The organism is Gracilibacillus alcaliphilus (genome assembly GCF_016909015.1).
Lineage (GTDB): Bacteria > Bacillota > Bacilli > Bacillales > Amphibacillaceae > Gracilibacillus > Gracilibacillus alcaliphilus.
In genome coordinates this window covers 103,999-120,223 of record NZ_JAFBFA010000011.1, presented here as the reverse complement: position 1 = coordinate 120,223, position 16,225 = coordinate 103,999, and the positions used below count along the sequence as shown (strand labels likewise).

Here is a 16,225-nt window from a genome sequence, read left to right as displayed (position 1 = left end):
TAACGAGAAAAACTGGAACACCTGATTCAAAAGGTGTTCCAGCAATTAATTTCTCAAACATAGAGGACGTAATCACTTTGCTACCATACTATCTGTGGAGCATTTCGGGGGTTTTATCATTCTTCTTCTTGTTGCTTTGCTTCCTCTTGCTTTTTACGCTCCTCCTCTTGTTTCTTCGCCTCTTCCTGCTTTTTACGCTCTTCCTCTTGTTTCTTTGCTTCTTCTTGCTTTTTACGCTCTTCCTCTTGTTTCTTTGCTTCTTCTTGTTTTTTGCGTTCTTCCTCTTGTTTTTTCGCTTCTTCCTGCTTTTTACGTTCTTCTTCCTGTTTCTTTGCTTCTTCTTGCTTTTTACGCTCTTCCTCTTGTTTTTTCGCTTCTTCCTGCTTTTTGCGTTCTTCCTCTTTTTGTTTCTTCTCCTCTTTTTGTTGCTTCTTCTCTTCTTCCTGTTGTTTACGATCTGCTTCTTTTTTCTCCTCTTCTTGCTGTTTGCGCTCTTCTTCCTTTTTCTTCTTCTCTTCCTGTTGTTTGCGTTCCTCTTTCTTCTTCGCTTCTTCCTGTTTCTTGCGTTCTGCCTCTTTTTGCTTTTTCTCAATGTCTTCCTTCGTAGGATACATATTGGTAAATTGATTCGTACCATTTAAGTTCGTATATTTTTCATTAAATATTTCGGAACCGATATGCACAATTCCGTCTGGTTCTTGGAAACGTTGGGAAGGATTGATGACCTCTGCATCTACATCATAAGCTGCATTTGCTATACTGGCCCAAAGGCGCATAGTCCGCTGGGAATAGCCTGCATCGAGTACTAAGTTAGAAGGATAACCTAACCAAACCCCCAGCGTTACATTCGGATTGGTTGCTACAAACCAATAATCCTTTGAGTCTTGTGATGTACCTGTTTTCCCTGCCCAGTCTGCTTGGAATTTCAGTTGGCTAGGGAGCGCTGCAGCTGTTCCGGATCCGCGTAATACATCACGCATCATATCGATCATTAAATAAGATGTTTGTGGAGAAAATACGTCAACTGGCTCTGATTCATGCCGGTAAATTTCTTCTCCATCATTTGTTTCTATTCTGTCAATCAAATAAGATTCAACATAGTCGCCTCCATTAGCAAATGTCGCAAATGCATTAACATTTTGTTCTACCGTTATATCAATAGGCCCTAATGGAGCAGATTCTGGTAGGACATCTTCAAAATAATTAAAACCTAGTTTATCAAATACTTCTTTAGTGTAATCTGGTGATACCGATTTAAAAGCACGTATAGCAGGTACGTTTCTAGACTGTGCAACAGATTGGCGAACCGTTAATTTTCCTTTATGCTGAAAATCAAAATTATTAATCTGTTTGCCATTTGCCTGATAACGTTCTGGTGTATCTGGAATAATGGTTCCAGGCTGAATAGTTCCCACCTCTAAAGCAGGCGCAAAGGCAAGTAACGGTTTCATTGTGGAACCACTTGGACGCCCTGCCTGTGTAGCTAAATTATATTGATTTTCAGTATTTCCTTCATCTCGCCCGCCGACATAAGCTAAAATCGCCCCGGTCTCATTATCAAGCAAAACAGCAGCTACTTCTTCTTTTTCGGTGGCAAGCTCGCCGTCTTTGGTTACCGTCCGTTCACTTCCAAATAATGCATCATTTGTCACAGCCTCCTGAACGGCAACATACAATTCTTGATCAATTGTCGTATGAATTCTGTAGCCATTCTGCCTTAATGCAGTCGTTGCTTTCGATTGATATTCTTCTTCTATTTGCGCTCGTTCTTCTTTATCTTTAATCTCACTTAACACTATCTCATCTTCAGCAAGCAGTTGTTCCATTATAATGTCTGAAGCTCGCTTTAAAATATCATTCGTCAAGTATTGATACTCGTCAATGGAGGTTGGAGAAGGTGAAGTCAAATGTTCTTTTATATCATAGGCTAAAGCCTCTTGATACTCTTCTTCTGTTATATAGTTATTCTCCCGCATCTTTGTTAATACAAAATTCATTCTATTTAAGCCTTGATCAATATTTTCCTTCACGTCACCTTCACTTGTAAAAGGAGTGTAGCCAAATGGGCTTTGTGCCAACCCAGCAATAAATGCAGCTTGCGGGATGTTTAACTCACTTGCCTTTACCCCGAAAATCCCTTCTGCCGCAGCTTGAACACCAGCCACTTGACGTCCATTAGCATTTCGGCCAAATGGAGTGACATTTAAATAGGCTTCCAGTATTTCTTCTTTCGACATAAACTTCTCCAAACGAAGCGCCAACAGCATTTCATTTGCTTTTCGTTCAAAAGATACTTCATTTGTTAGGATTTGCTGTTTAATCAGCTGTTGCGTCAGCGTACTTCCACCTGACTGAACATTAGAATTAGTTACTTCTTGCACCCCGGCACGCAAAACTGCTTTTGGAACAACACCCTCATGTTCATAAAAATATTCATCTTCTGTTGCAACTAAGGCATGGATCACGTGTTCTGAAACATCTTCTAAGGACACTTCATATCTTTCTAATTCGGTTGGGACTGTTCCTAGAAACTTATTATCAGCAAAATAAATCTCACTCGTTTCATTATAGTTGTAAACCGCATTTTTAAGTTCAACCTCAGAACTTACCGGTGTATCATCAATTAACGACACAAAATAGCCCGCTGCTACTCCTCCGCCAAACATGGATAATAATAGAATAAAGACGCAAAAAATTATAACTAGTTTACTAACTACCAGATACGTAATATTCATACCTCTAGATACCTTTTTTAAGTTTATACGATCAAACAAAGCTTTTATTTGTTCCATAAAAGATGAAAATTGTTTTTTCATTAGAGCCTCCTATTTATCTGATGCAGGTGTTAATCCTGATAGCTTCTTCTTTGCATCACATTACCTCTCCTGTAAAAATTATCATACTGAAGCTTTTCACTTAATTATACACTAACCAGGTTAACATTTTCCATATTTAGTTAATAGAAAATTAAAATAATAACTCCTTAGGTCACGAGTTCTATATTCTATGAGATTTCCATCAAGAAAAGTCTTACGGACGGTCCGTTATGTGATTAGAACGACCCTATCTATTATATCAACGAAAACAGTTTTTTAACACTTGCAATTTAATTATTAACTTAACTTTCACATCCTGAAAAGTTGTATACAATTTCTAGACGCATGTATTCATAGTGAGTTCACCCTACTTCTTTACAAAAAACAGCTCTTGTTTCGCTAGGCTGTTGTACTTCATGATCATATATTCTTTTGTGTATAAAGATCTTGCACAAGGCCGCCGCTGTGTCTGGGTAATTTTCGCTGTTCTCGCTGCAGTTTCTTTTTCATGCGGGAAATCAATCGGGGATTGTCTATTTTATGTCCATCCGTGAGAATGGCTACAGGAATGATGCAATATTTCCATTTTATACTATATATTTCGACTTCAGCACATCTCTTTTTTCATCTTGGCAAAAAAAGATGTGCTGAAGTAATCATTCTCTTATCGAATACGTCTATTCTGATGCCTAGGATTTAGCTGCCACTATATTTTCTAACTGCCCTATCCCTTCAATCTCCATTGTTACTACGTCCCCATCTTCCAATAATTTCGGGGGATTCATGGCGAAGCCTACACCATCTGGAGTTCCTGTCATAATCATATCACCTGGCTCTAATGTGATTAGATTGGTGATAAATTCAATTAGATACGGTATATCAAAGATAAAATGTTTCGTGTTAGAGGATTGGCGTCTCACACCATTCACAAAAGACTCCACTTTCAATTCACCGGGGTTTGGTATCTCATCCTTTGTTACCATCCAAGGGCCAAAGGGTGTTGTATGATCTAATGATTTTCCTTGCAGCCATTGTGGTGTGCGTTTTTGTAAATCCCTGGCCGATACATCATTGCCAATCGTATATCCAGCTACGTAATCTAGAGCTTCTTCTTTCAATACCTTGCTTGCCTTCTTCCCCATAACCACAGTTAATTCTACCTCATAATCAAGAGCTTCTGTTGCCGCTGATTTATGAATAACATCTTCTGGACCAATCATCGCATTCGTAAACTTGGAGAATAGCACTGGATATTGAGGCATCTCGCTGCCCATTTCTTTCACATGGTCTGCATAGTTGGTACCTATACAGATAATCTTGGAAGGCTGAGGGATAGGTGTCAGCAGCTTCACTTCAGAACGGTGAAACATGCATTTCGGTTTATAGCGAACAAGCTGTGCATACACCTCTGCTGCTAATTTAATATGTAACGCTGCATCGGTATAAAACACAGCAGGGGCTGCAGCAATAGGGGCTGTATCACCTGCAATAACTCCTGTTTCTTTTAATTCTGTCTGTGCGGATGCCAAATCTACCACTTGACTGCCAGTCATTACACCCATACGGCTTGTTGCAAAGGGATGTTTTAAGCAATAGTTTACTAGTTTCATCTGGATTCCTCCTTTTTCTTATCATATCACGAACGCAATATTACTTAAAATGGAAAGCAAATGATAAGCAGAAAAAGAATCGATTATACTTCTTGATTTTTTAGTGACACGAAGAGCCTGTTGCACAATGAGTTTACATGATGCGACAGACCCTCTTTAGAAGTACATGACTTAATCCTTTGTAATGGTTGAAAAGGGGTGCTGTCAAGATAGCCATTTCTGTTGCCCCCTATGACTATTCGATCTTTTCAAGCCGCAATGAGTAGGCCTTTCATCAAATACTGAGATTATATCTTAGCTGTTTAAGCTTTAAGGAGTTGTCTTTTGATAAGATACCGGGGTTATCTTAGTTGTTTAAGCTTTATGGGGACGTCTTTTGATAAGATGCCAGCTTTTTCTTATCTTTTAACATGAACCGACTTTAATCTGTTGCCAAGGTTATTTCATCCTTTTCATGCTATGATTCTAGCTGTTGAAGCCGACTTAGACAGCTGAAAAAAGGCTGGCTTATGTAAATACTCTTTCTTATCATTAACAATAATCAAAATGAACCATCCAACATACAAAAAAGCTGTTACAAAATGCAATATTTACATTGTGCAACAGCCTACACGCTCTCTTAAAGCACCTTACTTAGAAATGCTTTCGTGCGTTCATGCTCCGGTTTTTCAAATAATTCTTTAGGCGGTTTTTCCTCTACCACATATCCGTCATCCATAAAGACCACACGATCGCCGACTTCCCGGGCAAAACCCATTTCGTGCGTGACTACTACCATGGTCATCCCTTCTTCTGCTAACTGCTTCATTACACCTAATACTTCTCCAACCATCTCCGGATCAAGTGCAGAAGTTGGCTCATCAAATAACATCACCTTAGGTTCCATTCCTAATGCCCGTGCTATAGCCACACGCTGTTTTTGACCGCCTGACAATGAATCTGGATAAGCCGAAGCTTTTTCTAACAGGCCTACTTTCTGCAGCAAATCCATCGCCTTTTCTTCTGCCTGGTGCTTCTTCCATTTCCTCACGGTCACGATTGGCAGCGTAATATTCTCTAATACCGTTTTATGAGGGAACAAATTAAATTGTTGGAACACCATTCCAACTTCCGTACGCAATGTATTCACATTCACGCCAGAAGCGGTGATTTCCTGTCCATCGATAACAATTGATCCGTCTGTTACCGATTCAATCAGGTTGAGACAGCGCAAGAAGGTGGATTTACCAGAACCAGATGGACCAATTACTACAACAACCTCTTGTGAGTGGATATCCATGCTAATATCTTTTAATACTTCTGTTTCGCCAAACGTTTTTCTTAAATGTTTAACCGAAATCATTTTACATCCAACCTTTTCTCAATATAATTTAATAAATATGTCAGACTTAAAGTAAGTACTAAATAGATCAATGCTACCATTAAATAAGGTTCCCAGACCTTAAGATATTCATTGGAAGCTGCTCGTCCCCAATATAAAACATCTTGCGCAGCAATCATTGCCCCTAATGAGGAATCCTTTAAGAGAACGATAAATTCATTACCTAAAGGCGGAATAGATCGTTTAAACGCTTGTGGTAACAACACATGCCACATAACCTGCACTTTATTCATCCCTAATGAATGAGCTGCTTCTGCTTGTCCTTTATCAATCGATTGCAGACCTGCCCGGAAAATCTCGGCTACATAGGCAGATGAGTTCAACGATAAGGTCACAATCACCGAAAGTACTGGTGTGGTTTCCCCAAGCAAAGATGGCAGCACAGCAAAGTGGAATAAGAATAGCTGTACTAATAGGGGTGTACCACGCAAAAAGTTAATATACCAAATAAACGGCAAACGAACGATTAAAATTGGAGACATCTTCCCTAAAGCAATAAAAAAGCCCAAGATACATCCCATTAATACACCAATCACTGACATTAATATAGTCAATCCCATTCCTTGCAGAAAGAATGGTAAATATTCTTGAATAATATCAAATCGAAAATTCATGCTTTGACCCCTTTCCTCCATATCTAGACTAGATCGAATAGGTCTTATTCTGTACTATTATAACCTATAACGGAACGAAAACACATATACTTTTTATGTGTTCCAAAATTAGATGATGGAACTCTCTGCATAGCAAAAAGCGTAACGGTTGTCGCTACGCTTTTTTTGACAGGGCTCTTTCATCGGCGGAAACTCCCCCTTGATGGAAGGCTTACTTTATTGAGTTATTGCCTCAATATTCGGCTCTACACCAAACCACTCTTCGTAAATTTCCGCATATCTTCCGTCTTCAATGACTGTAGCTAGTGCTTCATTAACCTCATCCGTTAGCTCGCTGTCCTTCGGTAATAGAATACCGTAAAACTCTGATTCAAACGTCTCTGGATCTTCAATCATTTCTACAGCAGCGTCTGGATTGTTGGCAATATATTCATCAGCTACTACATTATCAGTTACTACTGCTTCAATATCACCAGACTGTAAAGCCATTAAAGCCAATGTATTAGAATCATATTTCGACAAGTTATTAGCGTTTTTCCCAAGGATTTTCTCAGCGGCTTCTTCCCCTGTTGTTCCTGCTTGTACGCCAACTTTCAAATCTTTGATATCTTCCCCGCTAGTGATCCCTTCCCCTTCAGGAAAAACCACTTTATGTGTAGATTCAAAGTACGGACTGGATAGATCGTACATTTCTTGACGTTTCTCATTAATGGTAATACCCGCCATTGCCAAATCTGAGTCTTGTTGTTCGACAGAAATAAGCATAGCTTCCCAGCTTAAGTTTTCTACTTCATATTCATATCCGGCTTCCGCCATGACCGCCTCTAAAATATCCATATCAAAGCCGACAACTTCTCCCTTGCTTTGATAGGAGAATGGCATAAAGTTAGACTCTGTAGCTACCTTTAATGTTTTTTGATCACCGTCTGCATTACCATTCTCTGTATTATCACTTGACCCGCAAGCAGCTAATACCATTGCCAGCAGGATCACAGATAAAGCTGTTAACCATTTATTCATAAATATTCACTCCGTTTTGTATTTATACAAATTTACCATAGTAACTATAGCACTTTTCTTAAGGTTCTTCAACCATTCATACGAACATTTTATAAGTTGAACTATTCAGAAAATTCAGTCAGTTATCTCCTCATTCATGATAAAAGAATCTAGAATTTTCCCCTCCCCTAAGTAAGCATGATCAGCAGAATCGGTAAGGTAACAATACTTAATAAGGTTGTGATTAGCGTCACACTTGATACAAAGCCTGGCCGCGCACCAAACTGCAAGGCATACATCGTTGTATTGGCGGCAGTTGGCATGGCTGCTGTAAGAATCAGGATCTGTTTGACCATATCATCCAAAGGCAGCGGCAGTGTCAAAAAATACGCAAGAACAGGAGCCAACACTAGCTTAAATAATACAGCCAGGCTAACCCTCCCGAATTCGAACTCGCTCAATTTTATATTAGCAAGCTGCATCCCTAACACAATCATAATGGTAGGAATCGTTGCGTCAGCCACCATATCCAATGCGGTCATTGTTTGACTATTCAGCGGAAGTCCACTTAGATTCAGAATAATACCAAAAATTGCACCATAAATAATCGGCACCTTAATCACATCTTTCAAAGGAGAGATCCTAAATTTGCGGCCGTCTGCACCGCCTTTAGCTGCAAAATAAATGCCAATCGTACACATAATCAATGTTTGCAACACCATTAGGATAATAGCATAGTGAAAGCCTTTCTCTCCAAATACTAAGAGAACTAGGGGCGCTCCATAATTTCCATTATTCATAAACACGGAGCCAAGAATAAAACCGCTCGTAACCGGCTGATCCCATTTTCGAATAAAACCAACCACGGAACAAAACAACAAACTAATCAAGCATAATACTAATAAAAAAAGCACCAAGATACACATAATCCATATTTAATTCATTTTGATAAAACGTCCGAAATGCCAAGATCGGCGACATTAGATATAATGTCATCGTAGAAATCGGCTTAATGTCTATATGTAAAAATTTCATTCCTATATATCCAATCGCAAATATACCGAAAATAGGAATTAACACTCCAAGAAACTCCATGACCTATCACCTGATTTTTTTAGATTTACCAAACGGAAGGATATGATAGATTAGTATGAACACAACACCTACCGCCGTTAATATCGCCATAGACAAGTATAAAGCTGAACCGCCTAACTGCTCTAATATAAGACCGCCTAGCAAAGAACCGATAATGCCAGAAACGCCAATAAAGGTAGCCGCAAAAACTAGATGGCCAGTTGCCTGAACTTTGTTCGGGATTAAACGGGTAATATATTGAAATGCGGTGATATAGAAGATCCCAAATGTGAATCCATGCAAAAATTGAAATGAAACAATCCAGACAGGATTTTCTACCACACTATAAAAATACCAACGGATAACATAAAGAATTCCTGCTCCCAGAATAAAGATCAACGGATGATATTTCCTAAACCACCATCCTGCCGTTGCAAAAATGACCGCCTCACTTGCGACACCAGCAAACCAGGCAATCCCTACCATATTTTCCGTACCACCTAATGAGGCAATGTAAATACCAATAAAACTATCATTAGCGCGATGGGCAATTGTAATAAACATCATAAGTACAAGAAAAATAACATATGGTTTGCTCCGAATGAGTAAACCTACATCCTTCAGTTGAATTGGCTTCGTGGTCACCTTTGCATCTACTATGCGCGTACTGATCAGGAATGCTGCCAAAGCTACGGTAATATACGGCCAGATAATATAACCGATGCCAATTTGATCTAACAGCTCCCCCACAGCTAGTGACGACACAGCAAAACCAATGGATCCCCATGTCCGAATCGACCCAAATGAAATACCAAGCTGATTAGCCCGGCGCTGGGCCAAACTGTCCGTTAATGCACCGACTGGTGAAGAAAAGAAAAAGAACGCTGCAGCAAAAGGCAATAATAAAGCCAGCGTACTCATTTGCAAAAAGAAAAAGCTGCTGATAATCATTCCTATTAAACAGAGCATTAAAATCTTTTTGACGGTTTGATACTTATCACTCATATATCCCCAATACGGTTGCGAAAAAATCGCTGCAAATGGCCCAATCGCCATCACCCAGCCAATTTCCGTCCCTGAAAGCCCTTCCGATTGCAGATATAAAGGAAGAAAGCTGACAATAATCGTATTTGCTCCATGATAACAAAACAACAGCATTTTCAAAGGTAGTATCGACTCTCCACGTGACAACAAGCTGCCCCCTCCGTTATATGTACTAATAACTTTCTATTATAGGTGTTATTCCGAATAAAGAAAAGGGGAACAGTTGAATTATTCGGTTTTTATAAGGAGTAGAAAAATGGAAGTGCCATGCGTTTATAGCAGCTCCCAGATCGTAATGGGGCTTTATATTATCGGGGTCACACTATATCGCTCTTCTGGTATAGTTAACTAAAGGAGTGAAAAATCATGTACAATCAAACGTTATGTTTTGTTAAAAGAAACAATGAGCTCTTAATGCTAAACAGAGAATATGCTCCTATGCAGGGATTATGGAATGGGGTTGGCGGAAAAATGACAGATGGTGAATCACCTTTAGAATGTATTGTTCGTGAGATAGAAGAGGAGACAGGAATCACCGTTCCTCATGAAGCTATGCTAGACAAAGGTGTGATCACCTGGGTTATTGATAACCATCTAACAGGCGGGCTGTATGTATTTCAGGTCAACCTAGATAAAGAATATACCTACACCACTCCTAGAGCGACCAATGAAGGAATACTCGACTGGAAAAAGCTCCCTTGGTTACTTACAGAAGATAACTTCGGAGTTGGAGAAATGCTCCCCCATTACTTACCTATTCTTCTAGGAGATAATAATAGATATCATCATCACTGTACTATTGAGAAGTCTACCTTAACAGCATACAAATATAGCAGATTAGAAGCAGCTCCAATATAGTTCTTTATTCAACCAATACTCAAAGCTAGTCTTTCTGCTATATATTTATTCGCTCCAATAATTCTACGGGAGGGTAAAATGATGACGAAAACAACATTATATATCGTAAGACACGGACAAACCGAATGGAATATTCAAAAAAGGATGCAAGGGCACCAAGATTCCGCATTAACACTGTTAGGAGAACAGCAAGCTCAATGGCTCGGCAACACTTTAGATTCTGTTAATTTTGACTGTATATACACAAGTCCAAGCACAAGAGCTGTCCGAACAGCAGAAATCATTGACGGTAAAGCAAAAACGCCAATTATAAAAACAGACCTGTTGAAGGAAATAAACCTAGGGAAATGGGAAGGTCAAAAACAAGAGGATATAAAGAAACAAGATCCAGAGCAATTTGACGCTTTCTGGGAGACCCCTCATCTCTTTCAAGCAAATTCTGGTGAATCATTGACAGACGTCCAGGATAGAGTGCTGCCAAAGATCAAAGATATTATCGATCATCACAAGGGAACAGATATATTAATTGTAACACATACCGTAGTAGTCAAAATAGTAATGGCTTATTTTGAAAATCGTGCCTTCAGATATTTGGAACCTCCCTTATATTCATCCTGCATGCTTGTCTACAGTAGAAATCGAGAATAATCTGCCAATGATAAGACTTCATGGGGATATCTCACATCAAAATATTAAGTAAGTGTTGATTTGTTCTACAACAATTATTTCATAGTAACTGGAGGGAGCAATATGAGTAAACAATCGTTTCACGCCAAATTAAGCAAAGAAATATCTTATGCATTACGTCATGCCCCTTGGGAATACGAATTAGAACTGGATCAGGAAGGCTGGGTATCTATCCAACAATTATTAACATCTCTGCAGCAATCTGATCAATGGACATATGTCACTGCGGAGGATTTACAACGAATGATAGAGCTGGCTGAGAAAAAAAGATACGAAATAAATGCAGGAAAAATCCGCGCCATTTATGGACATTCGGTGCCAATGAAGATTCTAAAAAAAGAAGCACAGCCTCCTAAACAGCTTTATCACGGGAGTTCTCCCCTGTCAACAATTTCTATTAAAGAAAAAGGGTTGCTGCCAATGGCCAGACAATATGTCCATTTAGCTGTGGATCTTGACACAGCTTATTCCGTAGGTAAACGAAAAAATGCCCAGCCGATAATATGGAGAGTAGATACAGAAAAAGCGCTGGCAGAAGGTATCAAATTTTATCGAGGAAATGAAAAAGTTTGGCTGGCGGATGAAATACCTTATCAGTTCCTTACTGTATATCATGGTACTTAACGCCCGTAAAGCTTCTCCCTGCTGCACTTTTCTTTTACTTTGCCACAGTAACTAAAGAGGCCAGCCTTTCCAAAGCCAGCCTCTTTTTACTAAATATTTTCTCTCTGCATAAACAACTGTACCCAATAGTGCCCCTCTGATACATAACCAACTCCAGTATGTGTCAGATCTTCGTCCAGTAGATGGCTGCGCGCTTCTTGCTGATTCATCCATTCTTGTACTGCTTGTTCAGCTGAAACCTGGCCAGATAAACGATTCTGCACTAATTTCCGATAATGGATTCCTGTATATTGGAGCATATCCTCGGCTGTGCCTAAGTCTGACGAGCCATTTGCTTGTGCTGCATGGTCTTCTGCCTGTTTTTGGGCCGCCTCGGCTAACTTTGGATCTACTAACAATGGATCAATACCATGCTCTTGCCTTACTTTATTTGTAGCTTCCAACATCTCTTGTACCACACCTGTATTTATTTCGGTGGTCAAATTTCTTTGCTGCGCTTCTCCTTGCTGCCTCATGTTATAGAAACGGTCTGATTCTTCAAAGATATTTTGTTCACGGCCAGGCGTTACTGGGAGGCCTTCATTTTCATCTGCTGGCTGTCGTTCATCCTGATAACTGATATATTCAGGCTGAATGTTCTCTTCTGGTATTAACGACGATTTGTTACAGCCAGCCATCATACCGACTAAACTCAAACTCAGGATACTTAAGACCATTTGCTTCTTCATCATGATCACCTCTAGGAAGTTTTTATCACAGTGTCCCTTGTCTGGGAGTTCTTGTTTAAATGTCCAAAGTCAAAAAAGCTTGAACTCCTGACACCCTGATAAGTCTCACTTTATCCTATAGGCTTACTATGCTCCTTAACATCTTACCTTATACATCCCACTCCCCTAAATGCACGACGCGGTTCTCTTGAATAGATCTCCGCGCTGCCAAAGCAACAGCAAATGTATGCCAGCTGTCTTCGTAAGTGGATAATATCTTCGAGCGGTCACCAGTTGCTACTGCATGAAGAAATGCCTCGCTCTCTTTTCTGTAAGGGTTCTGTTTGTTCAAATATTTCTCCAGCTTGGCATGTGTTTGCATATCTATATGTCCCGGCTGCCAATCGATAATTCCCTGATCGGTATATGCCTTCAACCCAACTTCTCCTACTCCATCAGGCAGCACAGCTGTATTGGTCACTTGAATGATCAGGCCATTTTCCATTGTCAGTGTAAATAAACCAACATCTGCCACTGTGACGGAAGAATCTCGCTGCTGGGTAATAGCATTGGTTTCTTGGGCATAGACAGATTTCACTTCACCAAACAGATAGCGAATCAAATCAACAATATGTGTCGTCTGTTCATTAAACTGTCCGCCTGATTGTTGCTGGTTTTTCCACCAATAGACATTTGGCATGGATCCCATCCATTTGCCGAGAACCGCCCCTACATTCACATAATGAAGCTTGTCTTGAAATAATTTTATCGTATCCATATAACGAAAATGATAGCCAACAGAGGTGAGATGATGCGTTTCCTTCACCTTATCCCTTACTTGCCTCACCTGCATTTCATCAACACCTAATGGCTTTTCCACCAAAAACGGAATGCCCTTGTCGATTAGCAATTCCTCGTAATTTTCATGTCCCATTGGCGGTACACAGATATAAACTGCATCCAACTGCTCGTGTTTGATCATAGACTCCAGACTGGCATAACCTGTCGTATCTTTATACCGATTGGCAAAATTGGCTGCCTTTTCTTCAGACGAACCCACAAAACCCACCACTTTTACATTTTCGAACTCCTGTAAAAAACTGATATGATGCTGAGTGAATCCTCCAGTTCCTACAAATCCTACTCTAATCATTGCATGCCACTCCTTTCGCCTGTCTCTGTTTTATTCTGATGTAACCATCCGTAATTTTTCGCCTAAGCAGTTTAATGTTTAACAGACGTAACATCCTAGCTTTATTTAAATACTACAATAAAGCGATTACAAACACAAGGAAGCACCTTTCACAAGGCTTTTTCCTTATGAAAAGATGCGTTTATTCTTCCATTTTCCAAACCGATAATACAAGAAGGCCAGTCCACTGCTGATCACAAAACTAACCCCAATTCCATAACCAATTCCCACTTCTCCCAGCCACTTGGAGAAAAGGTAAGTTAACGGATAACGCAGCGCCCAGAAAGATAACAGATTCAAGATCAGTACCTGATACATTGCTCCTGCTGCTCGTACTATACCATTCAGGATAAAATTCACACCCAAAAATGGATAAAAAAAAGCCACAATGAACAAGTAATCCGCTCCAAATTGAACCGCAGCCTGTTCTTGGATAAACAGCCGAATGCCATTCTCTGCAAAAAAGATCAGCGAAAACATAATCACAACCATAATCAGCGTATTATATACCACACCATACAGCGCAATTTGCTTTACACGTTCCCATTTACCAACGCCAATATTCTGTCCGGCCATACTATTAACAGTCGCCCCTAAGGCATGTGCCGGCAGCATAAATATGCTGTCCAAGCGCTGTGCCGCACTATATCCGGCCACGGCCGCTTCACCATGTGCCGTCACAACACTCATAATAGCAGCAGATCCAGCAGAAATCACAGCCATCTGCAAGCCCGATGGAATCCCTAAATTCAAGATTAATTTCACCTCAGACCAAGCTGGTAATGTCGGCCATTTCAAGGCAATTAATTGATGTTTAATCACATAATAAACACCATAAATAAATGAAAAACCTTGCGACAAAATAGTAGCAAACGCTGCACCTTGCACACCTAAGTCAAAAAAAGATATAAAGAGAGGATCAAGTATAATATTTAACACAACAGCTAACCCAATAAACCGCAAGGGCGATTTACTGTCACCTACCGCCCTAAGCACCGTACTGATAAAATTATATCCAATTAGGAGCAAAATCCCGACTGTATTTATTTGTAAATAGACAGTAGCCTCTCCCACCATAGCAGCCGGAGTTCCTAATAGCTGTATAATGGTTTTGGCAAATAAAAAGCCCACTATTCCCACTACTAACCCTAAGGCAGTTAAGGTCACAGCAAATGCATTGATATATCTGGCTATTCCCGCCTCATCCCCTCTTCCCTTTTGTTGAGAGAGAATAGTTAACGTCGTATTATTGATCCCGAGAATAAAAGAGAGCACTGTAAAAATAACAACACTGGCCACATTGACCGCACCTAAGGCATTGGCGCCTAATAAGTTTCCTATCCATAGGCTGTCAACAAACTGATAAGATACCTGCAATAATTGTGCCAGCATGATTGGCCAAGAAAAAAAGATTAAATCCCGCCAAATATTCCCTTCCGTGAAATCTCTTTGTTTATTCAAACCATACCTACTCCTTTAATCTGGTTTCAGGCATTGATTCTCCGTCCCAAATCCGTTTACTCCATGCCTGACGTCGTTTCATTTCCGGTTCTTCTAGTAACAAACGAAAATTCATCGTAGGAAGTTCCCCCAGATTATGTTTTGCAGATAAACGATCAAGATAGTTGCGCATGCGGTCCGTTTGTTTCGATTGATTGTTTCCCTCTTCTGAAAAGGCGTATAGCACACTAGCAATGGGTACTCTTTTTACATGAAATCGTTCGGCTGTCCGCAAGAAAAAATCCCAATCCCAATAATTTCGGACCGCTTCATCAAAATCACCAATTTCCTGATGGATGGTAGCACGATACAAACTGCCGGAAGGAACAAAAGTCGAGAACTTTCTCATATCCGTTAACTCGCCGTGATAGGCAAATAATTGATGACTTACCGGTATTCTGTGGCCATGTGATTCCCGATAATTCACAATTTCAACATCAGAGTAAACAAGGTCGGAATCCTGCAGTTCAGCTGTCATTACCTCTAAATGAGTTGGCAACAACAAATCATCATCATCCATTAATAAAATAAATTTGCCTCGGACGTGCTTTAAAGCGCAATTACGAGCATATACATGATAATGGTTCTCTGTGAGATGGATCAAATGGCAAGAAAGTTCAGGATATAAGGCTACTACATCCTCTACCGGCTCACCTGCATCATTCACAATAATTACTTCGAAATCCTGATAGGTCTGAGCCGCTAAAGATGCAAATAATTCCGCTAGCTCGTACCGCCGATTATATGTAGTAACAATAATAGATACTGTCGGTTGAAACATATTAATTCCCCTTCCATTTTTATGTGAACGTTCATACTTACACATTCGCCAAGTCATTAACATTACAACATCATATCATAAAACAAGACTTCCATCAGCCGGAGTGTCCTGCTGATGGAAGTCAGGATGCTTGAAAACCCCGTCTAAACGGGGCTAATGGAATAATATGACTCCTATGAAGTGTTACAAAATGACAACAACATCTTTACAATAGTTGGATATTCACATGGAATATCCATGTATAACATATAACAAATATGGAAATACTTTTATGACAATGGCAATCACCCTAAGATCTTCCTTTTGCTGCAAAAAAACCGGCAGGAATATCTGGCGTT

The 16,225-nt window shown here is 39.9% G+C and carries 13 protein-coding genes and 1 pseudogene; 3 read left to right on the top strand and 11 right to left on the bottom strand.

Annotation, left to right across the window (positions count from 1 at the left end):
- Window positions 1-116: 116 nt before the first annotated feature.
- The 7 genes and pseudogenes from JOD18_RS10480 to JOD18_RS10450 all read right to left on the bottom strand — a co-directional run bounded on the left by JOD18_RS10480 (window position 117) and on the right by JOD18_RS10450 (window position 9,685).
- On the bottom strand, window positions 117-2,816 hold the full coding sequence (locus JOD18_RS10480) for a transglycosylase domain-containing protein (protein ID WP_204668972.1): 2,700 nt from the start codon (window positions 2,814-2,816) through the stop codon (window positions 117-119).
- A 689-nt stretch (window positions 2,817-3,505) separates the two neighbouring features.
- Window positions 3,506-4,426, bottom strand: a complete 921-nt coding sequence (locus tag JOD18_RS10475; RefSeq protein WP_204668971.1) for a fumarylacetoacetate hydrolase family protein — start codon at window positions 4,424-4,426, stop codon at window positions 3,506-3,508.
- 619 nt (window positions 4,427-5,045) lie between these two features.
- Window positions 5,046-5,768 carry an amino acid ABC transporter ATP-binding protein gene (locus JOD18_RS10470; RefSeq protein WP_204668970.1) on the bottom strand — a complete coding sequence of 241 codons (723 nt, stop codon included), beginning with the start codon at window positions 5,766-5,768 and terminating at the stop codon, window positions 5,046-5,048.
- Window positions 5,765-6,421, bottom strand: a complete 657-nt coding sequence (locus JOD18_RS10465) for an amino acid ABC transporter permease (protein WP_204668969.1) — start codon at window positions 6,419-6,421, stop codon at window positions 5,765-5,767. The genes JOD18_RS10470 and JOD18_RS10465 overlap by 4 nt, the downstream gene beginning before the upstream one ends.
- Before the next feature lie 216 nt (window positions 6,422-6,637).
- Complete coding sequence (locus JOD18_RS10460; RefSeq protein WP_204668968.1) at window positions 6,638-7,441, bottom strand: basic amino acid ABC transporter substrate-binding protein; 804 nt, start codon at window positions 7,439-7,441, stop codon at window positions 6,638-6,640.
- A gap of 167 nt (window positions 7,442-7,608) precedes the next feature.
- A pseudogene (locus JOD18_RS10455) lies at window positions 7,609-8,515 on the bottom strand (AEC family transporter).
- Between the two features lie 6 nt (window positions 8,516-8,521).
- Complete coding sequence (locus tag JOD18_RS10450; RefSeq protein WP_204668967.1) at window positions 8,522-9,685, bottom strand: MFS transporter; 1,164 nt, start codon at window positions 9,683-9,685, stop codon at window positions 8,522-8,524.
- Window positions 9,686-9,904: 219 nt separating this feature from the next.
- Here JOD18_RS10450 and JOD18_RS10445 point away from each other — a divergent pair, with 219 nt between their 5' ends.
- The 3 genes from JOD18_RS10445 (at window position 9,905) to JOD18_RS10435 (ending at window position 11,707) form a co-directional block, all read left to right on the top strand.
- On the top strand, window positions 9,905-10,396 hold the full coding sequence (locus JOD18_RS10445) for an NUDIX hydrolase (RefSeq protein ID WP_204668966.1): 492 nt from the start codon (window positions 9,905-9,907) through the stop codon (window positions 10,394-10,396).
- An 81-nt stretch (window positions 10,397-10,477) separates the two neighbouring features.
- The gene (locus JOD18_RS10440) at window positions 10,478-11,044 is read left to right on the top strand and encodes a histidine phosphatase family protein (RefSeq protein WP_239588052.1); all 567 of its coding nucleotides are present in this window, start codon (window positions 10,478-10,480) and stop codon (window positions 11,042-11,044) included.
- 102 nt (window positions 11,045-11,146) lie between these two features.
- The gene (locus tag JOD18_RS10435) at window positions 11,147-11,707 is read left to right on the top strand and encodes an RNA 2'-phosphotransferase (RefSeq protein ID WP_204668965.1); all 561 of its coding nucleotides are present in this window, start codon (window positions 11,147-11,149) and stop codon (window positions 11,705-11,707) included.
- An 89-nt stretch (window positions 11,708-11,796) separates the two neighbouring features.
- Here JOD18_RS10435 and JOD18_RS10430 read toward each other — a convergent pair whose 3' ends face one another.
- From JOD18_RS10430 to JOD18_RS10415, 4 genes are all read right to left on the bottom strand, one after another.
- Entirely contained in the window at window positions 11,797-12,438 is a 642-nt protein-coding gene (locus tag JOD18_RS10430) for a CAP domain-containing protein (RefSeq protein ID WP_204668964.1), read from the bottom strand.
- A 145-nt stretch (window positions 12,439-12,583) separates the two neighbouring features.
- Window positions 12,584-13,567, bottom strand: a complete 984-nt coding sequence (locus tag JOD18_RS10425) for a Gfo/Idh/MocA family protein (RefSeq protein WP_204668963.1) — start codon at window positions 13,565-13,567, stop codon at window positions 12,584-12,586.
- A gap of 165 nt (window positions 13,568-13,732) precedes the next feature.
- Entirely contained in the window at window positions 13,733-15,067 is a 1,335-nt protein-coding gene (locus tag JOD18_RS10420; protein ID WP_204668962.1) for an MATE family efflux transporter, read from the bottom strand.
- A 7-nt stretch (window positions 15,068-15,074) separates the two neighbouring features.
- Window positions 15,075-15,887, bottom strand: a complete 813-nt coding sequence (locus JOD18_RS10415; RefSeq protein WP_204668961.1) for a glycosyltransferase family 2 protein — start codon at window positions 15,885-15,887, stop codon at window positions 15,075-15,077.
- Window positions 15,888-16,225 lie beyond the last annotated feature (338 nt).